Origin of the sequence: Alistipes sp. cv1, from assembly GCF_900240235.1 — a bacterium.
Lineage (GTDB): Bacteria > Bacteroidota > Bacteroidia > Bacteroidales > Rikenellaceae > Alistipes_A > Alistipes_A hominis.
This window is the reverse complement of record NZ_OEPW01000003.1, coordinates 279,568-304,100: the sequence shown is the minus strand read 5'-3', so window position 1 is coordinate 304,100 and position 24,533 is coordinate 279,568. Positions and strand designations below refer to the sequence as shown.

Below are 24,533 nucleotides of genomic sequence, written 5' to 3'. Positions count from 1 at the left end.
GTGCGCCGGTCGCCGGCAGAAGTAGCAAGCTACTTCTTCCGCTGCCCCTCGACTTGCATGTGTTAGGCCTGCCGCTAGCGTTTATCCTGAGCCAGGATCAAACTCTCCATTGTAAAAAATTTAAATCTTAGCTCTACTCAAAGGTATGTTGAAAATTATTACCGTCTTTATCAGACTGGTAAGAATAAACTTTAGCTGCTTAAATACTTCAAAGAACTTATTCTTTTCTTACAAAATTTCGTCGTTTCAACGCCCTGAAAAATTCTTATCGAACTTTCGGGGCCACAAAGGTAAAGAGTATTTTTCAAATCTCCAAACTTTCGCTGAGAAACTTTCGAAATATTTTTAAAGAACCTTGTTGTTAAACTTCCGTTTCAATCGTCTAACGGGGCGCAAAGATATGTGTTCGTTTCGAAACTACCAAATCTTTTTTTGAAAATTTTCAAACCTTTTCAGAACGCTTTGCCAGACTTGTCTTTCGTTTAGCGGGTGCAAATATAGAGACTTTTAAAGTTTCTTTCCAAATATTTCGGAAACATTTTTTCACTATTTTTCCGACCAAACGTACAAACCGTTATATACAAACGCATTAACGACACCACGAAAGTTCGCTTTTATACGAGGATCCGTCGCACGCAACCCGCCGAATACGACATTTCGTCGGAAACGGCCGCAGAAATCGGCTGCCGTTTTTTCCGGGAATTCGAATCGCTACCGCAAATCCGTACCGCGCGAACCGTAGGATTTCGCCACTTACACCGTCCGGTTCTGCCGGCCGCGTCGAAAAAACGTCCGGAAATTTCCCGAAAAAACATCCGTTTTTCGGTATCTGTCGACCGAAAGCGTCCGAAAACCGTCGTTCCGGACGGTAGCCGGCCGTCGGTGCGCCCGCATTATTCGGAGATCCGGCGGCGGATTTCCGATCCGCTACCGGGAAAGCCGGGCCCAATCGGACGAAAAATAGGCCGCCTGGAGTTTTTCGAGCATCGCCGAATCGTTTTCCCGCATAAATAAATTTTCGAGATCCTTATAAATATAGAATTGCAGCCAGTAACCGTCGCGGTATTGCTCGCGCAGCGAGGAAGGCTGCTGCAGTTTGGCATACCAAAGGGTATTCAATCCGAAACGTTCGGCCGCCTTGCGGGCAGCGACCGCATTCGCCCACATCTTGCCGGACACCTTTTTATATAGACGGGTGAAATCGCCGTATTTGAAATCCGAAACGTCGATCAGTTCGCACCTGTCGTCCACGCCCAGGGCTTTCAGTTCGATCTTCGTCTCAAAAACCCGATCTCCGTCCAGATCGTATTCGATGCAGTCGAGAAAGCCGTTATCGTCGGTATCGGTATATTTGACCGTTGCGAAACTTTTAGGAGCCTTGTTCTGCCACGACCGGTCGTATCCCTGGAAATAACGGGCCGTTTGGTCGATGCGCCAGCACCCCCACTCCGCGCCGTACAGGTGGATACGCCCGTCGAAACGGCCGACATACAACCGTCCTCCGCCGGAATTGTCCAGATCCCACTCCCCGCGGTCGCCGGCCCAATCGGATTGGGGATGATTGTCCACGCCGCCTTTACCCGAACCCATTTTGAACGGGTCCATCGGATAATAGAACTCGACCCGTTCCCAACGGGCGCAATCGTCGTCCTCGTCGAACACCAGGTAGGCCTGCTTCCACTCTCCCCGGCGATAGATCAGATTCCAGGCGTTCTTATGGTCGGCATAAATCAGTTCGGTCAGCTCGCGAAAACGCGGGTCGATGAAAAAGCGGTCGGCCTCGGGCAACCCGCGCATGTTCCGCAACGCGTGCACCTGATCCGTATAATCGAACCCGCCGCCCATAAAGCCGAGCGTACAGTCGAAATCGAAATCGTTGCCCGGCGCATTGTCGTTGTCCAGATCGACGGCGATCGATACCCAATCGGCCCGGCCGGCAACCTGCTGCTTCTCGAATCCGTCGGCCTGAGCCGCCGGATCGGGCTGCGGCGTATCGACAATCCGGATCGCCATCTCCGACAGTCCGTCGCGGTCGGGATCGTAGAACAGGAACGGATTCTCCCAGTTCAGCCGCAGGTCTTTCATCTGATCGGTCGACGTATGTATCTTGATAAAGGCCGACTGCCCGCTGTAATCGGTATAAAAATCCGAGATGCCGTACTTCTCCCAGCATTCGAGCAACATCGTGTTCCAGTTGATATAGTTGAACACCCCGTCGCGGTCGGTATCCAGCACGATCATGTAGTGCCCGTTCGGCCATCCCCGCGCGACGCCCTCTTTCGGATACTCGGCGATCAACTGCAAGTCGGCCCGGCCGTCGCCGTCCAGGTCGGCATACTTGATGACCAAGTCGTAAACGCCGTCCTTGTCGCGGTCGATCAGCAAGCAGTCGTTGTCGAGATCGCCTTCGAGGTCGCCTTCCCGCATATCGCCGTCGTCGTCGAGCCACAGCACGGGAATATCGTCCCGCGTAACGCTGCGGATCGCATCCGGCTTCCCGTCCCCGTTCAGATCGAGGTACTCCGGCACAAAGCCCGTCGGAGGAGGGGGCAGTCGGAAAGAACCGATCTGCAACTGTCGGTTCCAATAGTCGGATGAACCGCCGCGCACATGCACCGTACCTACGGCACATGCCAGCAAACCGCAAAGGATGATCTCTTTTCTCATGGGGTAGACAAGGTTTTAGGTTATCGATTCCGAAGCAAAATAATCGGACGGCATGCCAACTCGACATTCGCGTCAATGCAACCGTTTGCACAAAAATAGCATATTTTCCGGACAATAAAGAATCTATATTTATCACATAAACAGCCTAAAGTTACTGTTTCATAGAAAATCATGCTCTCCACAAATCAAAAAAAAGAACAAAAAAAGAACTAATCAAGAGTTTTTTATATTTCACAAATAATATAAATTCGAAAATATTTTCAATAAACCTTAAAACATTGTATTTTTATGAAAAAGCTTGTATTTAAAAGTTTTTCTATGCTGGTTCTCTTTTGTGCTGGAGCTTCTATTTATCTTACCGACAAAAGCACATCAATCAAATCGATCACCATGGGCAGTATAGAAGCTTTAGCCCGAAGCGAATCAGAAGGCTCGAAAGGAGTATCCGTCCCTTACACTGCCGATTGCCCTGTGTATGAAGTTCTCTATGATTCGCAGGGCAATCCGTATTTCGCCGCTACCGGAGAGTTTACCAAAGGGCATGGTAATACATGCACGGCAGGCAGTGGTTCCTGTACTCCCGAACCGGCATGTCTTCAACTTTAATCGAGTGACAAATTTCCGTACCGTCTTTTAAGACGGTACGGAATAAATAATAAAATTATTTATGAAAATTCCCCTGTATTTATTCACCCTATTTTTTTTCTGGTGCTGCGTATCAAAAAACGATCGCCAGGCAATGACCGACATTTCCGGAATGAGAGAAGTCGTTTTCGATGATAAAAATACCATAAACATAGACAGCGTTATTGCCAACTATCGGTTCGTTCGATTAGATTCTACCGACAATTTTCCAATCGGGGAGCTCTGGCAAACACTTATTACGGACGATCACATAATTCTGGTGGATAAACTCCATTCGAAATCTGTTTTCATTTTCGATAAAACAGGAAAAAACAAAGCGATCATTCACCGCCAAGGTAGAGGTCCGCAAGAATACATATCTTTATTCCACGTAACGCTAACCCCTGACCGACAAAAAATCGCGATCGTCGACGATTTAGGGAAAAAAGTAGTTTTTTTCGACCTGGCTGGAAATTTCATAGAAAGCAAAAAGATTCCGACAACGTTTTTGACGCTCGAATATGCCTCGGCAGACAAAGCGGTCGGCGCAACATACAGAGAGAATCCGGCAGAAGCCGTATCGCCCGGTTCCAAGCATACCGACAATCTAATTTTATTTATGGATCGTAATTTTAATCCCGAAAGCAGCGCTATTCAGAACCGCTATCTCGCCATTTCGTCCACGAAACCCACTTTGAAAAAATTCGGAAACGACATTCAGATCAATCCTTATTTTTGCGATACGATCTACCAGGCGACTCCCGACGGGCAGTTAACGGGAAAATATCACCTGAATATGACATCCATCAATGGCGCCTGCAATTTACCGCCCGACATCACCCAGGAAAGCCTGGAAAAGATGTATAAAACGAATTCTTTCTTTTACGGAGATTATGCGGACGGAAAAGATTTCGCTTTATTCAATATCTCCACACCTCCGCGTGAAATCATAGCGCCTTACCTGTATTCAAAAACGACCGGCAAAACCTACCGGTTAACTCTGCCTCCACGTAACAACGAAGATTTCTTTACAAAAATTTTCCTTAACGGCTCTTGCGCTTGTTACGAAAATCTTTTTATGGCTGTCATCCCTGCCTACAGAATTATCCTCGGTTCTTCTCCCGCCTGGAAAGAACGACATCCCGAAGTGATGGACGGCTTAACCGAAAACAGCAATCCCGTATTGGTATTTTACGAGCTCCGAGAGCCCGGAAACAATAAGAACAACTACTAACCTGAAAATCGTATTCGCGTTGAGAAAAAATGGAGTTTTAATTCTTCTTTTAATCGTATTGCTTATTACAGATCTCATTTTGATGCGCCGTACAATTATCTCGCACAAAGAAATCCGCATCAAAGATTCTGTCATTCATTCCATAGTATCCGACAATTTCGCTTTGAAATATATAGAAAGCAACTTGTTTTATACTTTTGAATATGACGGAATGAAAATTCAGGATATTCCGATAAAAGATACTGCAGACCGCACGGTTTCTTTGCAAAAAGTCGTATGCGAAAAACCGGCGCTTATTTTCCGCTATCAGCAACGCGATTGCTCCGAATGCATCGCATTCGGTCTTTCCCAATTAGCCGAGTTTGCAGAATCGGCTTCAATTCAAACTATTATATTCGCCGGATACAGTGAAACATATCCATTTAAACAGGGAACGAAAACCATACAGACCAAAAATATAGCGCTATATAACATCGAAAAAATTCTGCCGGTGGATAAACAACAGATCCCTTATTGTTTTATACTCCATCCAGATCTACATATAAGCGAGCTATTTATTCCTGACAAATCTTTTCCGGAAGTGATGAAACGCTATATGCAAATACTGAAAGCGAAGTACTCCTTTATCTAATAAACCATTCGTAGATTTTAAAATCGAAATCTTTTCTTCGTCTCCCCGAATTTCCGAATACAAACCAACAAGGTGCACTTAAAAAAAGTGCACCTTGTTATATGTAGACAACACCGAACAGCAACCTAAACGGCGGCGGCGATGAAATCGCCCACCTCGGTCGTCGAAGCGGCCTTGCCTCCGGCGCTGACGAGGTCTTCGGTCACGACGCCCGCCTCGATCGCCTTGTTGACGGCGTCGCGGATCGCCTTTCCCTCTTTTTCGAGTCCCACGTGTTCCAGCATCATCGCTGCGGACAGGATCGTCGCCATCGGGTTGGCAATGTTTTTACCGGCCGCCTGCGGGTAGCTGCCGTGAATCGGTTCGAACAGGGCCACTTTCGCTCCGACCGAAGCGGACGGAAGCATACCGAGCGAACCGCTGATTACGCTCGACTCGTCGGTCAGGATATCGCCGAACAGGTTCTCGGTCACGATCACGTCGAAGTGCGTCGGGCGCTGAATGATCTGCATCGCGGCGTTGTCGACGAACATGAATTCGACGGTAACGTCCGGATACTGCGGAGCCATCTCTTTGGCAATCTGACGCCACAGGCGCGACGTAGCGATCACGTTGGCTTTGTCCACGACGGTCAGTTGCTTGCGGCGCTTGCGGGCCAGGCCGAACGCCAGGTGCAGGATGCGTTCCACCTCTTCGCGGGTATAAACACAGGTATCGTAGGCCGTATTGCCATCCTCGCTACGGCCCTGCGGACGACCGAAATACATACCGCCGGTCAGTTCGCGCACGCACAGAAAATCGGCGCCTTTGACGATCTCGGTTTTCAGCGGGGAACGATCGGCCAGCGAATCGAACACGGCCAACGGACGCAGGTTGGCATACAAGCCGAGCGACTTGCGCATCCGGAGCAGCCCCTGTTCCGGACGCACCTTGGCCGACGGATTGTTATCGTACTTCGGATCGCCGATCGCCCCGAACAGCACCACATCGGCTCCCTGGCAAACGGCGTGCGTTTCGGCCGGATACGGATCGCCGGTCGCGTCGATCGCGCAAGCGCCTACGAGCGCCTTCTGGTAGTTGAACGTGTGTTTGTACTTTGCGGCAACGCTGTTCAAAACCTTTACCGCTTCGCCCACGATTTCCGGGCCGATGCCGTCCCCGGGCAAAAGAGCAATTTTCAATTCCATCATTTATTCAATTTACAAATCAGTAATCCATTCATTTCGCGCACCGTTCCGCCGACTCCGGACTTTCCCGCCCCCTACGGCAAATAAGGCGTATAGCGCCACGTTTTCCGGCGGCCGTCCTTCAGCACGACCGTCACCCGGTCGCCCGGACGAAACGGACGCCCGGCGGCCTCTTCGATCCGAACCGTTTTCCGGCCGCGGGACGACTGCTCGGCAGAGACATACCGCAGGCTGTCGGCCGCATCGGAGATCCGGTACCGGAACATGCGCAGACTGTCCTTCCCGAACTCCAGATCGAAACGGACGCGTCCGTCGGCATCCGTCAGCACGAAAGTCCCTTTCGCCGGAAATCCGCCCGGCAGGGCCGGCTGCGGATGCCGCCTCCCCAGGCCGCAGACGCTCCCGGCCAACATAATCCCGACGATGAATCCAGCGAACGTTTTCATAACTTCTACTCCATCAGAATCGGTTTCGGTTCCAGAGCCGGATCGGCGAGCGGCCGGTCGGCGACCGATTTGGTCGAAGTCCGCGGAATCAGCGGACTGTGATTCAACACGAAGTCGATCCGGTCGCGCTGATCGGCCGTCACGGATGTCCGGTCGCCCAGATAATAGTCCATCACGTTGGTCGAACGGAAACGGACGCCGCTGCAGGAAGTCCGGTATTCCAGCTGTTTCCACTCCTCTTCGGTCGTTTCGGGCTTATTCAATTCGTTAAACAGCACCATATACTCGGGACGGCTGTACTTCGGCGTATCGCTGCAATAGTCGTCTCCGTAATCGTCCACGTCGGCGCACAGATCACCCTGTCCGTCGGCAAAAGCATGGAAAAGACCGAGATAATGCCCCATCTCATGCCACAGCGTGAAAGCGCCCTCTTCCTCACTGAAGAAGCTATTATTCAGCGTCATGCCATGCATGTAAGTAGGCAGATAGTCCTGATAAACATCCTTTTCATCGAGTACCAACCCGTCCAGCGGATAACGGGAAGCGGCGAACGGCAAATGCGTGATTCCGGTCACCGTAGCGCCCGCATCGGCTTCTTCCTGCGAAGATTTGAAGCCGAACACCCATATATTGACGTATTGGTTCGGATCCCAGAATATTCCGGCATTGGCCGATCCCTCCGGATGTTTCGAATCCATAAAAGCCACCGGATCCATCGACCCTGCGCCGGCGTACGATACCCGGTGTATCCCCGGCTCCGCCATTTTGTTCCCCTGCGGATCGGTCGCGGCAAGCTTGAACGACACGTCGACGGCGACGCTCGCGCCTCCGCCGAAAAGCGTAGCCGCATAAAACGCATTCAACCGGTTGATATGCCGCACGAAAACCGACTGCGCCGGATTCTGCTGCGCGTCGGTCGCATCCTCGTACAGCACATGGAACACGACCGGCAGCGGCCGTCCTTCGTACCCCGAAGAGCCTCCCGATGAACCTCCCGACCCACCGCTTTCCGTCTTGTCCGTACAAGCCGTAAGGCACGACACGAATAACCAGATTCCGAATAAAATACTTTTTTTCATCCTTGCGATATTTTCTGTTTATGCCGTGCCACCGGCACGCGCGGTTTCAGGTATTCCCTGCACGGTGCATCGGACGACATCCGCCTACCGGCATTTCCGCCGAATCAATCCGCTTTCAACGTCGTACCGCCGTATCCTTTTTCGGCGACAGCGTCGGCGCTGCAAATCGCCACGCTCCGCACCCCGTGTTCAATCGCGTCGAACGCATTCTCGAGTTTCGGCAGCATACCGTCCGCCACGATCCCGTCCGCACGAAGCTGCGCAAACCGCGCCGGCGTAATCTCCGGGATCACGCTGCGGTCGTCGTCGACATCCATCAGCACGCCCCGTTTCTCGAAACAATAGACCAATTCGGTCTCGAACGTCCCGGACAGCCCGACGGCCATCGTACGGGCCACCGTATCGGCGTTCGTATTGAGCAGGCTGCCGTCGGCGCCGTCCACCGTAATCGGCGCGACGACCAACGTATAACCGGCGTCGATCAGCGTTTTCGCAGTCGCCGTCCCGAAACGCTCCAACTCCGGATCGCCGACGAAACCGTAATCGACCGGCTTCGGATTGCGTCGCCGGGATACGATCAACCCGCCGTCGGCGCCGCACAAACCGACCGCATTGCAACCGGCTGTTCGTAATTTAGCTACAATCGTTTTGTTGATAAGCCCGGCGTAAACCATCGTCACCACTTTCAGCGTCTCGGCATCCGTCACCCGGCGACCGCCGATCATCTGCGTCTCGATCCCGAGCGCCTTGCCGATCGTCGTAGCGATCTTGCCGCCGCCGTGCACCAGCACTTTCGGCCCTTCGAGCGACGCGAAATCCTGCAAAAAACGATCCAGCTTCTCGGAGTTATCGACAACGTTTCCGCCTATTTTGACAACTTTTAACATCTTTTGCACATTAGACTGTTAATAACTTGCGCAGTGCGGCGAGCAATGCATCGACATGCTCTTTTTTGACATTCAGCGCCGGCAGCAGGCGGAACACGTTCTTGTTTCCGGACGAACCGACGAAAATCTTCTCGTCGAACAACAGCTTTTTACGCAACGGGGCGGAATCTTCGAACAGTTCGATTCCGATCATCAGGCCTCGCCCGCGAACCTCTTTCACGCCGGGCAGCTTTTTCAGCTCGGCCGTCAGGTATTCGCCGATTTCGCGGGCGTTGTCGATCAGTCGATCCCCGGCCATTACGTCGGCGACGGCAATCGCAGCGGCGCATCCCAGGTGGTTGCCGCCGAATGTCGTACCGAGCATACCCAACTTCGGCGCAATGTGCGGCGCAATCGCAATGGCCCCGATCGGAAACCCGTTGCCGAGCCCCTTGGCCATCGTATAAATATCGGCATGGACGTCTGCCCAATCCGATGCATAGTACTGCCCGGTACGTCCGCAGCCGCACTGCACCTCGTCGGCGATGTAAACCGCATTGTAGCGGTCGCACAACGAACGGATTTTGCGCAGGAACTCGCGGCTCGCGATACGGATGCCGCCAACGCCCTGAATCGCCTCGACGATCACGGACGATATTTCGTTATTTTTAAACGCTTCCTCCAGAGCGGCCTCGTCGTTCAACGGAACGAAGATCACGTTGTCGGTACGGTTGACCGGAGCGACGATATTCGGATTGTCGGTAGCAGCCACCGCAAGCGACGTACGGCCGTGAAAGGCGCCTTTCATCGCGATCACCTTGCTTTTTCCGTTATGGAACGACGCCAGTTTCAAGGCGTTTTCGTTCGCCTCGGCTCCCGAATTGCACAGGAAAAGCTGGTAATCCCGCTTGCCGGAAAGTTCGCCCAACTTATCAGCCAACTCGCGCTGCTGGTCGATAATTACCGAATTCGAATAGAATCCGATATGCTTCAACTGGTTTACGACCGTATCCACATAGTGCGGATGCGTGTGCCCGATCGAAATTACGGCATGTCCGCCGTACATATCCAGATAACGGGTTCCTTTATCGTCCCAGACGTACGAGCCCTCGGCGCGTACGATATCGATATCCCACAGGGGGTACACTTTGAACAAATCCATATTTTCCGATTTTTTGAGTAAAACAATTTTTCCGAAACGCCCCGGCGAGTCCGCAACCTCTGCACCGTCCGTAAAATTTCGTTAAAACGCGACCGGTTTCAAGCGCAACCCCGCACGCTCGTCCAGACTGAACATCAGGTTCAGGTTCTGCACGGCCTGGCCGGAGGCTCCTTTCAATAAGTTGTCGATCACACTCATAACCAACAACTTGTCGCCGTGTTTCTCGAGCGACAACACACACTTGGCCGTATTGACCACTTGCTTGAGATAGATGTTCCGGTCGCTTACGAACGTCAGCGCGGCATCCGCATAGAAATCGCCGTAGACCTTCTGCACCTCTTCGAGCGACAGCGGACAGTCTACATAAATCGACGCGATGATCCCGCGCGCGAAATCGCCCCGATACGGAATGAAATTGATCGCATGAGAGAACGACGGCATCAGCGCACGGACGCTCTCGCCGATTTCGTTCAGGTGCTGGTGTTCAAACGCCTTATAGACCGACAGGTTGTTGACCCGCTGGCTGAAATGCGAAGTCGGGGCCAGTTTCTGCCCGGCGCCGGTCGAACCGGTGACGGCCGTTACCTGCACGTCGCCCGTCAGCAGCCCGGCCGCAGCCAACGGCAGTATGCCCAGTTGCAGGCAGGTCGCAAAACACCCCGGATTGGCGATGTTGCGCGCCGCGCGGATCTTTTCGCGGTTCAGTTCCGGCAGGCCGTACACGAACTGCCTGTTCCCGATCGAAGCAGTCGCCTGCAGCCGAAAATCCTGGCTCAGGTCGATGATCCGCACCGAATCGGGAATCGGCGTGGCTTCTAAAAATTTGCGGGCGTCGCCGTGGCCGACGCACAGCATCAGCGCATCGACGTCGGTACGCAACTGGTCCGTAAAACGCATATCGGTTTCGCCCAACAGGTCGATATGCACGTCGCTCAGACGGTTGCCGCCGTTGCTGTTGCTGTGTACGAACGCCAGCTCGACATCCGGGTGATTTAAAAGAATACGGATAGCCTCGCCACCCGTATATCCTGCACCTCCTATAATACCTACTCTTACCATAAGAATCCGGTTCAGAAATTACACGTTAATGTACTACGCTTTTCGAGCAAACGTTGATTACGATTACCCCCGCAACGATGAGTCCCATCCCGATCAGGGCCGGCAGATCGAGCTTCTGGCCGAACAGTACGACGGCCGCCAGCGAGACCAACACGATCCCCACGCCGCTCCATATCGCATAGGCAATCCCTACGGGCATCTCCCGCAACGTGAGGCTCAGCAGGTAGAACGCTACGCCATACCCCACAACCGTAAGCACCGACGGCCACAACCTGCTGAACGACTCCGAAGATTTCAGCGCGCTCGTCGCAACGACCTCCGAAACGATCGCCAGCAACAGGTAGACCCACTTCATCGCTATTTCAGTTTTTCGTTTACCTTATAATAAATCTTATTCTGGTTGCCGAAGATTTTACCGAAACCCTTGACATCTTCGCTCGTCCAATCGTTCATCGTCTCGCCGTAAGCGCCGAACTTGTTGCTCATCAGGTCGTGATCGCTCTTGATGCCGACCAATACGAAACGGTACGGGTGCAGTTCGACGTAAACGTCGCCGCTGACCGTGCGCTGCGTGCTTTCGAGAAACGCTTCGAAATCGCGCATCACCGGATCGTAATACTGTCCCTCGTGCAGGTAGTTGCCGTAAAAGGCCGAGATCTGGTCTTTCCAGTACAACTGCCATTTGGTCAGCGTATGCTTTTCGAGCATGTGGTGCGCCTTGATAATCACCATCGGGGCGGCGGCTTCGAAACCGACGCGGCCTTTGATCCCGATGATCGTATCGCCGATGTGCATGTCGCGGCCGATCGCATACCGCGAAGCGATCGCCTGCAACGCCTGGATCGCGGCGATGCGGTCGTCGAAACGCTTGCCGTCGAGAGCTACAAACTCGCCCTTTTCGAACGTCAGCGTCACGCGGCGCGGCTGCGTTTCTTTCAACTGCGACGGGTAAGCCTCTTCGGGCAGCGTTTCGCTCGACGTAAGGGTCTCCTTGCCGCCGACCGACGTTCCCCAGATACCCTGGTTGATCGAATATTCGGCCTTCTTGAAATCGAAGTTAACCCCGTGTCCGCGCAGGTAGGCGATCTCCTCCTCGCGGCTCAGACGCTTCTCGCGGATCAGCGCGATCACCTCGATCTCCGGAGCGATGATGTTGAACACCATGTCGAAGCGCACCTGGTCGTTACCGGCCCCGGTGCTGCCGTGGCAAAGGTAGTCGGCGCCGATTTCGCGGGCGTATTTGGCAATGGCCGTCGCCTGCGAGATCCGCTCGGAGCTGACCGAAATCGGATAAGTTCCGTTTTTCAGCACATTTCCGAAGATCATGTACTTGATCGCATGCTGGTAATAATCCTGCGTCACGTCGAGCGCCACGTAGCTCTTTACGCCGAGATCGTAAGCTCGCTTTTCAATCGAGGCAAGTTCCTCGGCCGAAAATCCGCCGGTGTTCGCCAAGGCGGCGTGCACTTCCAATCCCATCTCTTTCGAAAGGTAAATCGCACAGTACGAGGTATCCAATCCTCCGCTGAAAGCCAATACTACTTTTTTCATCGCTGTCTTATCGCTTTATTTCAATAAATTCGTATACCCCGGGGCCGGAGGCCCCGCTTTCGCTATTTTTTTTCTTCGTCCTTATGTTCGAGCAGTTCCTGGTCGATCGGAATCTTCACCGTATCGTGCTTCGGATCGAACAGCATCGCCGTGCACAGGCAGTTCTTACGTCCCTTGCTCTGCAGGATCGAATAGTTCACGCAACTCTCGCATCCTTTCCAGAACTGGTCGTCGTCGGTCAGCTCGGAATAAATGACAGGGCGGTAACCCAACTCGGAATTGATCTTCATCACGGCCATGCCGGTGGTCAACCCGAAAAGCTTCGCTCCCGGAAACATCTTCAGCGAGAGGAAAAACGTCTTGGTCTTGATCGCCTTGGCCAACCCCAGCTTTCGGAACTTCGGGTTGATAATCAATCCCGAATTGGCCACATAGTCGCCGTGTCCCCACGATTCGATGTAGCTGAAACCGGCCCATGTCCCGTCTTTATGGAATGCGATCACCGCTTTCCCCTGACGCATTTTGTTCGAAACGTATTCGGCCGTACGTTTGGCGATACCCGTTCCGCGGGCTTTGGCGGATTCGGCCATCTCGTCACAGATAGTCTGTGCAAACTGAGTGTGTTCCTCAGTGGCTACCAACACATTAAAATCATCAATTGTCATTTCTACCAGCAAAAAAATTTAAACGCCAGAAAACGACGGATCTTCCGCCGCGTTGATTATACAAATACAATTTGCAAAAGTATTAAAAAAAGATCAGATAAGTATGAAAAATGCCGCTAAATTATTTTTTAAAATTTCCCCGAATACCATGAACCCCACCTACCCGGGAACCGGTCGCGATCCCCGATAGGAGGATTACGCCTCATTTATATAATATACTATTGTCAAAAATACAATAATAAATAAAATTCATCCCGGATACCGGAAATAAAAATACAATATTTTATTAAAAAAATACCGCTCTTACACTGTTTTATTGCGAAACATTGCATACATTTGTTGCGCAATTCGAACACACTGGCAAACCAACACTCATTAATCGACTTAAAAAAGTATTATGAAAAAAATGTTATTCATTTCGGCACTGGCTGCAACGGCTTTGCTGAGCTGCTCGAAATCATCCGACGATTCCGATAACGGAAAAGGAAATCTTTCCGACGATCCGATTCCGGTCCGATTCAGCCAAAGTATCGAGGCGGTCGTCAACCAAACTCCCGAAGCGGACAGCAAAGCAGTTGTCGACAACAAGTTCAACAACGAAGATTTTGTAGCGTATGCCGTAGAACACACCGGAACGCTTACCTGGAAGGCCGCTAACTTCATGGACGGGATCACGCTGAGCGCCGACGGAAGCGGAGCCATAACGTACAAAACCGCTTCGGAAATGAAATACTATTCGAATGCGGCCGATGCGCAGTACCAGTTCTACGCGATCCATCCCTCGACGCTTACGATCGCCCCGGCAGAAGCAGGCAAAGCCCCTGTCGTCACCGTTCCGGCGGGAACGGACCTGCTGGTCGCTTCCGCAGCGTCAACCAAAAGCCAAAACGCGGTTGAACTTCCGTTCGTGCACAAAATGGCCCAGCTCGTTATCCACATCGAAACGGAACGTGTTCCGAATCCCGAACTGAAAATCAATTCCGTCACGGTTTCGGTACAGACCGAAGGCACGCTTTCGCTCGGCGGGGAAGTACAGCCGGACGGTTCGGCCGCCGAAAAAGATTTCGTGACTTCGCCGCTGACCATAAACACGGCTACTACCACTGCGGTCGGAAATCCGCTTATTCTCCCGGCACAGAACATTTCAACGGTCAACATAAAGATCGGCGACCAAGTCTCAGCAACGGCCGTTTCAATTTCGCCCGCAGTAACGCTCGAAGCAGGGAAAACCTCTACCATTACACTGAAGATCAAAGATCAGGATATCTCTTTTAGCCACTCCATCACCGATTGGGTCGATGGAAACAATGGATCGGGAAATGTTCCCATGTAAACAGCGATAAGCCGTTCTCACGGATCGAACCAAGCAACCGAAAAAACAGCGGAAACAGGTATCTGTTTCCGCTGTTTTTTTCCTAATATTTGTTATAAACCGACGGTAAAACGATATGAGCCGCAAACCAGCTAAAAAAAATTTCTGAAACGCATGGGCATGCTAATCGGCCTAAGCGCGGCGGCGGCATGTGCCGGGCGACGTTCAACGGATCGTTCCTGGACACGAAAACCCATGCGCTGTTCCATACTCCAACAAAGAAAACGAACCGTCGATCACGCTGCTGTACGACAAAGAGCGACAAGAATCCTACCCGATCGACCTGCTCAAAAGCAAAAATCCGTTTGCCTTTCAATTAATTATGACGGTACAGCGGCCGGGATCGACCTGGGACGACCGGGTGATCGTCGACCTTCAATCGCACCTGTTCTATTACGGCGACACTCCGGTCAACCGGAACATAATCCCGGAGAAAATGATGGAAGGCTACTCCGAAGACAGCAATCCCGTGCTGATGCTCGTTACGCTCAAAAGTCCCGAACAGAAATAATCGTTGCCGCAAACGAAACCGGGAGCCTCCGAAGGGGCTCCCGGTTCGCCTATTACCGAAACTGTTAATATTTGTCGCAGCGAATTTCGAAAAACGCCTGCGGATGCAGGCAGACGGGACACTTTTTCGGAGCCTCCTTGCCGACATGGATATGGCCGCACTCCAGACAGCGCCATACGATCTCCTCCTCCTTATGGAAAATCCGGTCGGCCTCGAGGGTTTCGTACAAGCCGCGGAAACGTTCTTCGTGGGTTTTCTCGATCTCGGCGATCTGGTAGAAGCGCATCGCGATCTCACGAAATCCTTCGGCCTCGGCCACCTTGCCGAAACCGGGATACAGATCCATCCACTCGTCGTATTCGCCCTGGCGCGCCTCTTCGAGGTTTTGCAGCGTCGTGCCGATGATCCCGGCCGGATACGATGCCGTGATCTCGACCATGCCTCCTTTCAGGAACTCGAAATAAATCTTGGAATGCCTCAATTCGTTGTGTACGGTCTCTTCGAAAAAGTCGGCGATTTTTTCATAACCGTCCTTGCGGGCCTGTTTCGCATACATGCGGTAACGGTTGGCGGCCTGCGACTCCCCGGCGAACGCCTTCAGCAGGTTCTGTTCGGTCAGACTGCCGATCAAATCTCTTTTTTCCATAATTCGGTCAATTAATAATTATTAAACGGGTGTTTGCTATATGGTATTAAATTTGTTATTATCTTTGGTACAATCAATTTATACAATCACAATGTCAATCATCAATACTTTATTACTTATGGTACATGTACTGCCCCAGCTCCCCTACGCGGCGGATGCGCTTGCTCCGAAGATGAGCAAAGAAACCATCGAATATCATTACGGAAAACATCATCAGGCTTATGTCAACAACCTGAACAACCTGATCCCGGGCACTCCGTACGAGAACATGCCGCTCGAGGAGATCATCGTCAAAGCCGAAAGCGGCCCGATCTACAACAACGCCGCACAAGTGTGGAACCATACGTTCTTCTTCTTCACACTCTCACCTACTCCAAAATCGATGCCAAGCGGCAAACTGGCCGAAGCGATCAATCGTGATTTCGGTTCTTTTGATGCTTTTAAAGAGCAATTTACGAAAGCGGCGGCCGGGCTGTTCGGCTCGGGATGGACATGGCTGGCGGCCGACGACAACGGCAAACTGTCGATCGTGTCGGAATCGAACGCAGGCAATCCGCTGCGCAAGGGGCTGCATCCGCTGCTGACCGTCGACGTGTGGGAACACGCCTACTACATCGATTACCGCAACGTGCGGCCCGATTATCTGAAAAATTTCTGGGAACTGGTCGACTGGAACACCGTCGAAAAACGATACGAAAAATAAATCCGCCCCGTGCGGGACATTCGCCGAAAAGGCCGGATGCAATGTCGCATCCGGCCTTTTTGTTCGATCTGCCTCCGGGCGTTTCGCCCGACGCGGCAAGCGGCTGCACTTTCCCGGAAATACGCCCCGGCAACCCCGCCGCTAAATTTCTCCTTTCAGATCCCGCACATCGCTGCCTGCGGGGTTCTGAAATACCCGCAAGCCGAATTCCGGGATAACCGCCAGCACATGGTCGAACACATCGGCCTGTACTTTTTCGTAAACCGTCCACTCGGTCACTTTCGAAAAGAAATAGAGTTCGACGGGCAACCCCTTCTCGGTCGGCTGCAACTGGCGCACCATCAGCATCATCTCCTGGTTGATTCCGGCAAGGCTGCGCAGGTAGCGTTCCAGATAAGCGCGGAACACGCCCAGATTCGTCTGGTGCAGGCCGTTGACCGGTTCCGGATCGTTCTCCACCCCGGCTTGCTCGTTGCTCTCGGCGATCAGGCGTTCCGTTTCGTCGATGTAATCCTTCAACAACCGGATTTTCCGAAAGCGGTCGAGCATCTCCGGCGTACAGAAACGAACGCTGTTCATGTCGATATTGACCGACCGCATCACGCGCCGTCCGCCCGAATCCTGCATCGGGCGCCAGTTCTGGAACGAGTCGCTGATCAGCAGGTACGGCGGCACGGTGACGATCGTATTGTCCCAGTTACGCACTTTCACCGTATTCAGCGTCACTTCGGTCACCCGGCCGTTGACGCCGTATTTCGACATCGAGATCCAGTCGCCCACATGCAGCATATCGTTTGCGGTCAACTGGATACCGGACACGAGTCCCATAATGCTGTCCTTGAAGACCAACATCAAGATCGCTGCCGAAGCGCCCAGCCCGGCCAGCAGCCGCGCCGGCGACTTGTCGATCAGGATCGATATAATGAGTATGATGCAAACGAAAAAGGCGATCACCTGTCCGGTCTGCATCAGTCCTTTCAGCGGTTTCCCCTGCAATTCCTCCTTCTGGTCGGCCACATCGTGCAGCGCTTTGAGAAAAGCGTTGACAAACCGCAACACCACGGCGATCACGTAGATCAGCAGCAGTTTCAGCACGAACGCCACCATGCCGGATTCCGGCGGAAAGGCCAGCGGCAACAGGAAATAGATCAACACCGGCGGCACGATGTGACACAGCCGCCGCAGCACCCGGTCTTCGAACAGGATATCGTCCCAGGTCGCCTTGGTGCGCGCGACGATCCGCTTGACCACCCGCAGCAACAACTGCCTGCAAACGAAGTCCGACACGAAAGCGATCGCCACGATAAAACCCAGCACCACCCAGCGGTCCCATACATCGGCCGTCTCCACGGAAAAACCCAGTTCCCGCAGCACCCCGTACATCCATTCGTCTACAACCGGCTCCATAACAGTCTGTTTATAAATTCGTTCCGCAACAACGCCGTCCGCCTACACGTTGAACAGGAAATGCATGATATCGCCGTCCTGTACGACGTACTCCTTGCCTTCGATGGCGATCTTACCCGCCTCGCGGCACGCTTTTTCAGAACCGAGACGCACGTAATCGTCGTATTTGATCACCTCGGCGCGGATAAAGCCGCGTTCGAAATCGGTGTGAATGATCCCGGCGGCCTGCGGCGCCTTCGTTCCTTTCGCATACGTCCAGGCGCGGGTTTCGTCCGGGCCGGTCGTAAAATAGGTTTCGAGATTCAACAGACTGTACGCCGCCCGGATCAACCGGTTGACGCCCGATTCTTTCAGTCCGACCTCCTCGAGAAACATCTGTCGCTCCTCGTAAGTATCCAATTCGGCGATATCGGCCTCGGTAGCGGCCGCTACGATCAGCAGTTCGGCATTCTCTTCGCGGATCGCGCCGCGTACCGCCTCTACATGAGCATTCCCGCCAACCGCGCTTTTTTCGTCCACGTTGCAGACATAGAGCACCGGCTTATCGGTCAGCAGATGCAAATCGTAGACCAGCTTGCGGTCTTCCTTGTCCAGTTCGACGGTGCGGGCGCTTTTGCCCTGCTCCAGCGCCGACTTGTAACGCGACAGGATGTCGAACAGCCGTTTGGCGCTCTTATCCCCGGTCGCAGCCTGCTTCTGCACTTTGGCAATGCGGCTCTCGACCGTTTCGAGGTCTTTCAGTTGCAGCTCGGCGTCGATAATCTCCTTGTCGCGGACGGGATCGACGCTGCCGTCTACGTGCGTGATGTTGTCATCGTCGAAACAGCGCAGCACATGAATGATAGCGTCCGTCTCGCGGATATTGGCCAGAAACTTATTGCCGAGACCCTCGCCCCGCGAAGCCCCTTTGACCAGCCCCGCGATATCGACGATCTCGATGGTCGTAGGGATCGTCTTTTTCGGATTGTCGATCTTTACCAGGTTCACGATCCGCTCGTCGGGCACCGTAATCACGCCCACGTTAGGCTCGATCGTGCAAAAAGGAAAATTCGCCGATTGCGCTTTCGCATTCGACAGGCAGTTGAACAGGGTCGATTTGCCGACGTTCGGCAGCCCCACGATTCCGCATTGTAAAGCCATCTATATTGTTTTTAATAATTTCGACAGAGTGACAAAGGTACAAAAATATGCAATTCGCCGCCCCACCTTCTCCGAAGAATTATCCCCGCGACGACATCCCCGGGACGGCAATCCGGCGGATTCCGCGCCGGAGCGCCGCGATATTCCGGAAAAATCATTACTTTTATATTTTAAAGAACTACTTTTGCACCATACCTGACAAATTATGATACCGAAAATTATCCATTACTGCTGGTTCGGACGCGGTCCGATGCCGGAAGACAACCTGAAGTGCATCGAATCGTGGAAAAAATTCCTGCCCGACTACAAGCTGATGCTCTGGAACGAAGACAACTACGACGTAAACTCGATCAAGTTCACGCGGCAGGCCTACCAAAAAAAGAAATATGCGTTCGTCATCGACCCGGTCCGGCTGCAGTTATTGCGGGAGCACGGCGGCATCTGGCTGGATACCGATATCGAAATCATCAAAAACCTCGATCCGCTGCTGGAACTGCCCGCCTTCATGAGTTTCGAATCCGACACGCTGCTGCACACCGGGATCGTCGGCAGCGAGAAAGGAGCCGCATGGACCGACGAGTACTGGAAATACATGAACAGGAAACCGTTCATCCGCTGGAACGGCCGGTTGAACAAAACCCCGAGCACGGTCATAATCTCGCGCATTCTGAAAAAGCGGGGCGTAAAACTGGACAACACGTTCCAGATTTACGACGACTCCCTGCACATCTTCCCGAAAGACTACTTCTGCCCGAAAGATTACAAAACCGGAAAAATCACGATAACGGACAACACGTACTGCATCCACCACTTCGCCGGTTCGTGGAAGTAATCCGGCCGGGAGGCCGGGAGGCAGAAACGGCGGTACGGAAACGGCCGCCGGAACGGGATTCTGCAAATTTTAACACTTAATCGGCGTCAAGATTTGTATTAAATCCGAAAATGTTGCATCTTTGTGCTGCAATTCGAAGACCGCCCCTGTAGTTCAATGGATAGAATGGCAGATTCCGGTTCTGGTGATATGGGTTCGATTCCCGTCGGGGGTACTAATAGCGTTGACAATCAACGCTATTTTTGTTTCCGAATACCGTACGCGGTACTTTCTGAAAGAGAAAGTGTTTTCTGAGATATCACATTCGCCTGCAAACTTCAAAATTTTCCAATTAACTTACGATAATGACGACGACGCTTAGAACCACCGCCTTTGTATTGAACTTGCTGGCTACCGTTAGTCTGCTATCCTCCTGTACCGTACAGCCTGAAACGAAAGTGTGGCTGGATGAAGATTTTTCACAGGGACAGGCTCTTTCCGGATGGAAATTTACGCCCGAAACGTCATGGAGCATAGATACTTTGGAAGGAGTGATCGGAAAAGGCTCCCTTAAAGTGGCAGGGGACGGCATGAAAAGTTATGCCGACGCTTCCGTTACTTTCGAATTCGACTCCCTCCGAGGGGAATTCATGCGCCTGGGGGGATGGGTTAAAACGGAGAAGGTAAATTACCGGCGGGACGCCATTGTAGAGCTTACTTTTTCGGGAGAAGGATTCACATATACACTCTCCCAATACAATCGGAATACACCTTTCAGCTATCTCGAACGTACGTTCAGGGTTCCGCCGGGACTGGATAAAGGCACTCTTACGATAAAATTCTATGGTTCTGCGGGTACGGCCTGGATAGACGGTCTGAGACTGGAATCCGTAGACGAACCGCTTATCGCGGAACTCCCGAAAGAGAACCGCTACGACATCGTCGAAAAGCGCCTCCGCTCCGACGGCAATTGGGCGGCGCCCGAGTTACCGTACAGGATAACCGGCAGCACCGACGACAACAGCGCCGGAGCGCCCGTATGGGCGGATCTCGATTTTGCGAGACTATTGCTGGCGGCGGGGCAAAACCGGCCCGTAGATCCCGCTTCCGTACGTATTTTCGCCGTAGACACGGATGGAAAGAAAACCGACTGTCCCGTCTCTTTCGGCGATCCGCTGTCGTCGCTGAGCGACCATTACCTGCGCAACGGCACCCTCAAGTGGAAAGCTCCCGAAGGAGCCGCCGGATACGAGATATACTTTGCCGCCTCCCATGCGGAAGGCCCCCGACCGCAAGCCGGAAACCTCAACCTCGGAGTCGGCGAACTGCTGACCTACGATGCCTCGGAGCCTAACATGTCATGGCTCGGATGGCCGGGCATGCAATTCGAAGCGGTCGATGCGGACGGAGACGGCGATTTCGATATTTATGGGATAAGAACGGACGGGGGAACCTGGTTGCAACGCAACATAGGCAGCAACAGCGAACCCAGGTTCCTGCCCCGCAGCCGTGCCCTGCCCACCGACCGACTTCCGTCGCCGGAACTTTCGTATATAACGCTCGACTGGGATGGCGACGGCGTGTCCGACCGCGTCCGATTCCGCAGGCATCCGCGCACCAACCGTTACCACAATATGAAAGGAGACATCGTTGTGGAACTCACCCGTAACGGCAAACGTACGCCGCAGGTCGTTCATACTCCCGACGGCCGTCCCGTTGAATTTCCCAATTCGTCATGGTCTGCGCTGAAGGCGGCAGACATGGATAACGACGGCCGTCCCGACCTTCTGGTAGGCACGGCCAACAGCGACTTGTTCGTATTGACGAACAAAGGTGTGGACGGCGAGCTGCCTGTTGCGGAAGTGAACAAAGTACCTTTCGGATATTTCGGTGACGATCCATATATTTCGGGTGACATGTCGCTCAAACCCTTCCCTTTGGATTGGGACGGCGACGGATACGTCGATATCGTATGCACGGCATGGCAAGGATTCTACTGGCTGTTCCGCAACAAGGGCGTTCAGGGCAGTCTCGAATTCGAAGAGCCGATAAGATTCTTCCAGCAAGGCGGGGTACTCGTGCATAACGACTCGCCGACCCCCTACGCCGTGGATTGGGACGACGACGGCGACCTCGACCTAATATCGGGAGGATGCGGCGGCAACATCATGCTGTTCGAGAACACCGGGACGCCTACTCAGCCGAATTATAAAGGCGGCGTATTCTTGCAAGACGATTCCGGGGAGCCATTCTTTTTCAATGCCGTGGAGAACGGCGGTACCGTACAGGGTATGGAAGAACAGTATTGGGGATACCTCTCATGCGTTCCGAGGGATGTGGACGGCGACGGCGACCTGGACATCATTATTTCCGACTGCCTGGGCAAAGTCCGGTGGATAGAGAATACCGGGACGCGACAAAAACCGGTACTGTCGAAGAATGTACGCAATTTCTATTACGGGAACCAGCCGCTCGTGACCCCATGGCGCAACAGGCCCGGCGTCGCCGACTGGAACGGAGACGGGCGACTGGATTTTATAGTACTGGACGACCGGAGCGACCTGATGATGTATTCGCAGTCCGCACATAATCCGGAAGTCTTGGAAAACAAACGCAAACTGCGCAAAGCCGACGGCTCGGTTTTCCATATAGGACGCCTGACCCACCCCGGCGGTCAGGGACGTTTCAATATGGACGTCGCCGATTGGAACGGAGACGGTCGTTTAGACCTGATAATGGGCGAGCCGCGCAATTACCTGGGCGGCGGAAACATGACTATCGCCATAAATGTCGGCACGAACGAAGATCCCGTATTCGAATACGATTATATGATGGCGCGCGGCGGTTACTTTGTGGAATGGACCGGTTCCGACGGCCATGACGCCTGGCACTGTTGTATGCCATGCGTGTTCGATTTCGACGGCGACGGCCGCCCCGACCTGCTGGTGGGTACCGAATCGGGACGCATATCGCTCTACTCTCACGATTATTTCGACGGCGAAAAATTCCCAATATTCAAAGCTGCGAATTTCGACCGCAAACAGGGGAACAAAGTCTTCAGGATACTCGATTTCGAAAACCTGACCGAAAAGACAAAGGGCCTCAATACGCGCAACGTCCAATTACAGAAACTGCCGGAACAATCGGAGGAATACCTGACGGGCGAAGGTATCAAAGTCGAAATAGTCTCCCCGACCGTGGGCATCGTATTGTCCGGCAAAGTCCCTTACGTCGCGACGGTCACGGGAAATAAATCTGTCACGGGAGTCGATTTTTATATTAACGGAGAAAAAATTTGCACGGAAAAATCCGCTCCTTACGTGGCCTACGGCGACGACAACTTATGGGATACCGCCGAGGTGCCGGACGGGCACTGCATCCTGAAAGTAATCGTACATACGGCCGACGGGGAAAGTTATGAAACGGAAAGCGGGTTCGAAGTGAAAAACAAATAACCTCAAGGTCATGGATCTCGTCAAAATAATCTGAAAATCGCTGAATAAATTAACGACGGCTTTCAACAAAAACAGAGCGGGAAATTCGCTCCATTTTGACGTATTTTTAACATTTCTGTTCGCACGTAGTCGTATTATCTCACTTAAACAGACCGAAGGTAGGTTCAAATAAGGCGTAAAGGGAGTCCCTTTACGCCTTACGAACATCTATGCGGTACTACCGACCGAAAAATCCCGAAAAACACGTTGTCGCGATTAATCGCTATTTTATAAAATATCTTCCGTTCACGTTCGTCAGGGAATACGGGCGAACGTTCGCCCGCGAAGAACAAAACGACAAAAACACGATACCATGAAAAACAAATTTCTGAGAGGCCTGATCGGAACGTCGATCTTCATCGCCGTATTCGGCGCGGCATCTACCGCGGTCATGTTGCTGTGGAACTGGCTCGTCCCGCAGATCATCGGCTGGACGGCCGTTACCTTCTGGCAGGCGGCGGGCCTGGTGCTGCTGAACAAACTGTTGTTCGGCGGGATGGGAAGGCACTGTTTCGGCATGAACGCCCTCCGCCGGTCAGGGCCTACTTTCCCCACGTGGAAAGAGCGCGCCGCGATGCGGGACAGGATCCGGGCGATGGGCAAAGAGGAACGCAGGGAGTACATCCGCCGGCAGATGTTCGGCTGCGGCCCGGATCAACCGGAAAAAACCGACCATGACAGCCGTTAAAAAGAAACGGAGACTCGACTCCCGAAGCGACCTGCCGCTGGTCTACGATCAGTACAAGCCGGAGCTCGAAGGGTATATCCGACATAGGGTGGACTCGGCGGAAGATACGGAAGACATCCTCCAGGACGTTTTCTACAAACTGACGAAAACGGATCTGCAGGAGAATCCCATCGAATACCTGTCGGCCTGGCTCTACCAAGCGGTTACAAACCGCATCATCGACCGCCGGCGAAAGAAACGGGAGCAGGCGCTACCCGAAACCCGGCAGGAAAACGAGGACGACTATTTCCTCGACTCGCTGTCGGACTTCCTGGCCGACGACGGGAACGATCCGGAGATCATGTTCCGCAACGAACTGATCCGGGAAGAAATCGAACTGGCGCTGTCGGAGCTTCCGCCCGAGCAACGTTCGGTATTCGAACTCACCGAATACGACGGGATTCCCTACAAAGAGATCGCCGAAACGACCGGGGTTCCCGTTCCCACGCTGTTGTCGCGGAAACACTACGCGATCGGCCTCCTCCGCAAAAGGCTACAACAGCTTTACCGGGAAATCGTCCCCCGATAGCGGACCGCCGGAACGAACCGAT

Annotated in this window: 23 protein-coding genes, 1 tRNA gene and 1 rRNA gene; 11 read left to right on the top strand and 14 right to left on the bottom strand. The window is 53.0% G+C overall.

Annotated elements, in window-relative coordinates:
- A 16S ribosomal RNA gene (locus C1A08_RS07235) occupies positions 1 to 113 on the bottom strand; the annotation flags it as partial.
- An 814-nt stretch (positions 114 to 927) separates the two neighbouring features.
- Positions 928 to 2,667, bottom strand: a complete 1,740-nt coding sequence (locus C1A08_RS07225; RefSeq protein ID WP_257937062.1) for a hypothetical protein — start codon at positions 2,665 to 2,667, stop codon at positions 928 to 930.
- A 288-nt stretch (positions 2,668 to 2,955) separates the two neighbouring features.
- Here C1A08_RS07225 and C1A08_RS13090 point away from each other — a divergent pair, with 288 nt between their 5' ends.
- The 3 genes from C1A08_RS13090 (at position 2,956) to C1A08_RS07215 (ending at position 5,156) form a co-directional block, all read left to right on the top strand.
- Positions 2,956 to 3,273, top strand: a complete 318-nt coding sequence (locus C1A08_RS13090; RefSeq protein ID WP_145996534.1) for a hypothetical protein — start codon at positions 2,956 to 2,958, stop codon at positions 3,271 to 3,273.
- A gap of 61 nt (positions 3,274 to 3,334) precedes the next feature.
- The gene (locus C1A08_RS07220) at positions 3,335 to 4,525 is read left to right on the top strand and encodes a 6-bladed beta-propeller (protein ID WP_101572389.1); all 1,191 of its coding nucleotides are present in this window, start codon (positions 3,335 to 3,337) and stop codon (positions 4,523 to 4,525) included.
- Between the two features lie 19 nt (positions 4,526 to 4,544).
- Positions 4,545 to 5,156, top strand: a complete 612-nt coding sequence (locus tag C1A08_RS07215) for a hypothetical protein (protein WP_101572387.1) — start codon at positions 4,545 to 4,547, stop codon at positions 5,154 to 5,156.
- Positions 5,157 to 5,281: 125 nt separating this feature from the next.
- Here C1A08_RS07215 and leuB read toward each other — a convergent pair whose 3' ends face one another.
- The 9 genes from leuB to C1A08_RS07170 form a co-directional block, all read right to left on the bottom strand.
- Positions 5,282 to 6,343, bottom strand: a complete 1,062-nt coding sequence (leuB, locus tag C1A08_RS07210) for a 3-isopropylmalate dehydrogenase (RefSeq protein ID WP_055206401.1) — start codon at positions 6,341 to 6,343, stop codon at positions 5,282 to 5,284.
- A 74-nt stretch (positions 6,344 to 6,417) separates the two neighbouring features.
- Positions 6,418 to 6,789: a hypothetical protein gene (locus C1A08_RS07205; protein WP_101572385.1), complete on the bottom strand. Its 372-nt coding sequence runs from the start codon at positions 6,787 to 6,789 to the stop codon at positions 6,418 to 6,420.
- A gap of 5 nt (positions 6,790 to 6,794) precedes the next feature.
- Positions 6,795 to 7,868 (bottom strand): zinc-dependent metalloproteinase lipoprotein, encoded by a 1,074-nt coding sequence (locus tag C1A08_RS07200; RefSeq protein WP_101572383.1) that lies wholly within the window; start codon positions 7,866 to 7,868, stop codon positions 6,795 to 6,797.
- Positions 7,869 to 7,972: 104 nt separating this feature from the next.
- Positions 7,973 to 8,755 carry an acetylglutamate kinase gene (gene argB / locus C1A08_RS07195; RefSeq protein WP_055206397.1) on the bottom strand — a complete coding sequence of 261 codons (783 nt, stop codon included), beginning with the start codon at positions 8,753 to 8,755 and terminating at the stop codon, positions 7,973 to 7,975.
- A gap of 10 nt (positions 8,756 to 8,765) precedes the next feature.
- Positions 8,766 to 9,896 (bottom strand): aspartate aminotransferase family protein, encoded by a 1,131-nt coding sequence (locus tag C1A08_RS07190; RefSeq protein ID WP_101572381.1) that lies wholly within the window; start codon positions 9,894 to 9,896, stop codon positions 8,766 to 8,768.
- Positions 9,897 to 9,977: 81 nt separating this feature from the next.
- The gene (argC, locus tag C1A08_RS07185; protein ID WP_101572379.1) at positions 9,978 to 10,955 is read right to left on the bottom strand and encodes an N-acetyl-gamma-glutamyl-phosphate reductase; all 978 of its coding nucleotides are present in this window, start codon (positions 10,953 to 10,955) and stop codon (positions 9,978 to 9,980) included.
- A gap of 25 nt (positions 10,956 to 10,980) precedes the next feature.
- Positions 10,981 to 11,310, bottom strand: coding sequence for a DMT family transporter (locus C1A08_RS07180; RefSeq protein ID WP_101572377.1), 330 nt, complete (start codon positions 11,308 to 11,310; stop codon positions 10,981 to 10,983).
- Positions 11,311 to 11,312: 2 nt separating this feature from the next.
- On the bottom strand, positions 11,313 to 12,506 hold the full coding sequence (locus C1A08_RS07175) for an argininosuccinate synthase (protein ID WP_055206390.1): 1,194 nt from the start codon (positions 12,504 to 12,506) through the stop codon (positions 11,313 to 11,315).
- A gap of 62 nt (positions 12,507 to 12,568) precedes the next feature.
- Positions 12,569 to 13,171 (bottom strand): N-acetyltransferase, encoded by a 603-nt coding sequence (locus C1A08_RS07170; RefSeq protein ID WP_055206388.1) that lies wholly within the window; start codon positions 13,169 to 13,171, stop codon positions 12,569 to 12,571.
- Between the two features lie 397 nt (positions 13,172 to 13,568).
- Here C1A08_RS07170 and C1A08_RS07165 point away from each other — a divergent pair, with 397 nt between their 5' ends.
- Positions 13,569 to 14,504, top strand: a complete 936-nt coding sequence (locus C1A08_RS07165) for a fimbrillin family protein (protein WP_101572375.1) — start codon at positions 13,569 to 13,571, stop codon at positions 14,502 to 14,504.
- 190 nt (positions 14,505 to 14,694) lie between these two features.
- A complete protein-coding gene (locus C1A08_RS07160; RefSeq protein WP_101572373.1) occupies positions 14,695 to 15,054 on the top strand; it encodes a hypothetical protein in 360 nt (119 codons plus the stop codon).
- A gap of 64 nt (positions 15,055 to 15,118) precedes the next feature.
- On the opposite strand, the gene rbr is transcribed toward C1A08_RS07160, so the two are convergent.
- Positions 15,119 to 15,700: a rubrerythrin gene (gene rbr / locus C1A08_RS07155; protein WP_055206382.1), complete on the bottom strand. Its 582-nt coding sequence runs from the start codon at positions 15,698 to 15,700 to the stop codon at positions 15,119 to 15,121.
- Between the two features lie 118 nt (positions 15,701 to 15,818).
- On the opposite strand from rbr, the gene C1A08_RS07150 reads away from it, so the two are divergent.
- Positions 15,819 to 16,403: a superoxide dismutase gene (locus C1A08_RS07150; RefSeq protein ID WP_101572371.1), complete on the top strand. Its 585-nt coding sequence runs from the start codon at positions 15,819 to 15,821 to the stop codon at positions 16,401 to 16,403.
- A 141-nt stretch (positions 16,404 to 16,544) separates the two neighbouring features.
- Here C1A08_RS07150 and C1A08_RS07145 read toward each other — a convergent pair whose 3' ends face one another.
- Positions 16,545 to 17,810 (bottom strand): mechanosensitive ion channel family protein, encoded by a 1,266-nt coding sequence (locus tag C1A08_RS07145; protein WP_228385806.1) that lies wholly within the window; start codon positions 17,808 to 17,810, stop codon positions 16,545 to 16,547.
- Positions 17,811 to 17,852: 42 nt separating this feature from the next.
- On the bottom strand, positions 17,853 to 18,950 hold the full coding sequence (gene ychF, locus C1A08_RS07140) for a redox-regulated ATPase YchF (RefSeq protein WP_055206376.1): 1,098 nt from the start codon (positions 18,948 to 18,950) through the stop codon (positions 17,853 to 17,855).
- 205 nt (positions 18,951 to 19,155) lie between these two features.
- Between ychF and C1A08_RS07135 the strand changes: the two genes are divergently transcribed.
- From C1A08_RS07135 to C1A08_RS07115, 5 genes are all read left to right on the top strand, one after another.
- Positions 19,156 to 19,782, top strand: coding sequence for a glycosyltransferase family 32 protein (locus tag C1A08_RS07135; RefSeq protein WP_101572369.1), 627 nt, complete (start codon positions 19,156 to 19,158; stop codon positions 19,780 to 19,782).
- A 142-nt stretch (positions 19,783 to 19,924) separates the two neighbouring features.
- Positions 19,925 to 19,996: transfer RNA gene (locus C1A08_RS07130), tRNA-Arg, on the top strand.
- Between the two features lie 130 nt (positions 19,997 to 20,126).
- Positions 20,127 to 23,216, top strand: a complete 3,090-nt coding sequence (locus tag C1A08_RS07125; RefSeq protein ID WP_101572367.1) for an FG-GAP-like repeat-containing protein — start codon at positions 20,127 to 20,129, stop codon at positions 23,214 to 23,216.
- Positions 23,217 to 23,568: 352 nt separating this feature from the next.
- Positions 23,569 to 23,943 (top strand): hypothetical protein, encoded by a 375-nt coding sequence (locus C1A08_RS07120; protein WP_101572365.1) that lies wholly within the window; start codon positions 23,569 to 23,571, stop codon positions 23,941 to 23,943.
- Complete coding sequence (locus C1A08_RS07115; RefSeq protein WP_070103340.1) at positions 23,930 to 24,511, top strand: RNA polymerase sigma factor; 582 nt, start codon at positions 23,930 to 23,932, stop codon at positions 24,509 to 24,511. The genes C1A08_RS07120 and C1A08_RS07115 overlap by 14 nt, the downstream gene beginning before the upstream one ends.
- Positions 24,512 to 24,533 lie beyond the last annotated feature (22 nt).

Coding starts and splice junctions, on each gene's coding strand:
- argB (WP_055206397.1), bottom strand. CDS start 8,755: ATGTTAAAAGTTGTCAAAATAGGCGGAAACGTTGTCGATAACTCCGAG.
- C1A08_RS07145 (WP_228385806.1), bottom strand. CDS start 17,810: ATGGAGCCGGTTGTAGACGAATGGATGTACGGGGTGCTGCGGGAACTG.
- C1A08_RS07175 (WP_055206390.1), bottom strand. CDS start 12,506: ATGAAAAAAGTAGTATTGGCTTTCAGCGGAGGATTGGATACCTCGTAC.
- ychF (WP_055206376.1), bottom strand. CDS start 18,950: ATGGCTTTACAATGCGGAATCGTGGGGCTGCCGAACGTCGGCAAATCG.
- C1A08_RS07150 (WP_101572371.1), top strand. CDS start 15,819: ATGGTACATGTACTGCCCCAGCTCCCCTACGCGGCGGATGCGCTTGCT.
- C1A08_RS07180 (WP_101572377.1), bottom strand. CDS start 11,310: ATGAAGTGGGTCTACCTGTTGCTGGCGATCGTTTCGGAGGTCGTTGCG.
- C1A08_RS07125 (WP_101572367.1), top strand. CDS start 20,127: ATGACGACGACGCTTAGAACCACCGCCTTTGTATTGAACTTGCTGGCT.
- C1A08_RS07220 (WP_101572389.1), top strand. CDS start 3,335: ATGAAAATTCCCCTGTATTTATTCACCCTATTTTTTTTCTGGTGCTGC.
- C1A08_RS07115 (WP_070103340.1), top strand. CDS start 23,930: ATGACAGCCGTTAAAAAGAAACGGAGACTCGACTCCCGAAGCGACCTG.
- C1A08_RS07225 (WP_257937062.1), bottom strand. CDS start 2,667: ATGAGAAAAGAGATCATCCTTTGCGGTTTGCTGGCATGTGCCGTAGGT.
- argC (WP_101572379.1), bottom strand. CDS start 10,955: ATGGTAAGAGTAGGTATTATAGGAGGTGCAGGATATACGGGTGGCGAG.
- leuB (WP_055206401.1), bottom strand. CDS start 6,343: ATGGAATTGAAAATTGCTCTTTTGCCCGGGGACGGCATCGGCCCGGAA.
- C1A08_RS07170 (WP_055206388.1), bottom strand. CDS start 13,171: ATGACAATTGATGATTTTAATGTGTTGGTAGCCACTGAGGAACACACT.
- C1A08_RS07165 (WP_101572375.1), top strand. CDS start 13,569: ATGAAAAAAATGTTATTCATTTCGGCACTGGCTGCAACGGCTTTGCTG.
- C1A08_RS13090 (WP_145996534.1), top strand. CDS start 2,956: ATGAAAAAGCTTGTATTTAAAAGTTTTTCTATGCTGGTTCTCTTTTGT.
- C1A08_RS07205 (WP_101572385.1), bottom strand. CDS start 6,789: ATGAAAACGTTCGCTGGATTCATCGTCGGGATTATGTTGGCCGGGAGC.
- C1A08_RS07120 (WP_101572365.1), top strand. CDS start 23,569: ATGAAAAACAAATTTCTGAGAGGCCTGATCGGAACGTCGATCTTCATC.
- C1A08_RS07190 (WP_101572381.1), bottom strand. CDS start 9,896: ATGGATTTGTTCAAAGTGTACCCCCTGTGGGATATCGATATCGTACGC.
- C1A08_RS07135 (WP_101572369.1), top strand. CDS start 19,156: ATGATACCGAAAATTATCCATTACTGCTGGTTCGGACGCGGTCCGATG.
- C1A08_RS07200 (WP_101572383.1), bottom strand. CDS start 7,868: ATGAAAAAAAGTATTTTATTCGGAATCTGGTTATTCGTGTCGTGCCTT.
- rbr (WP_055206382.1), bottom strand. CDS start 15,700: ATGGAAAAAAGAGATTTGATCGGCAGTCTGACCGAACAGAACCTGCTG.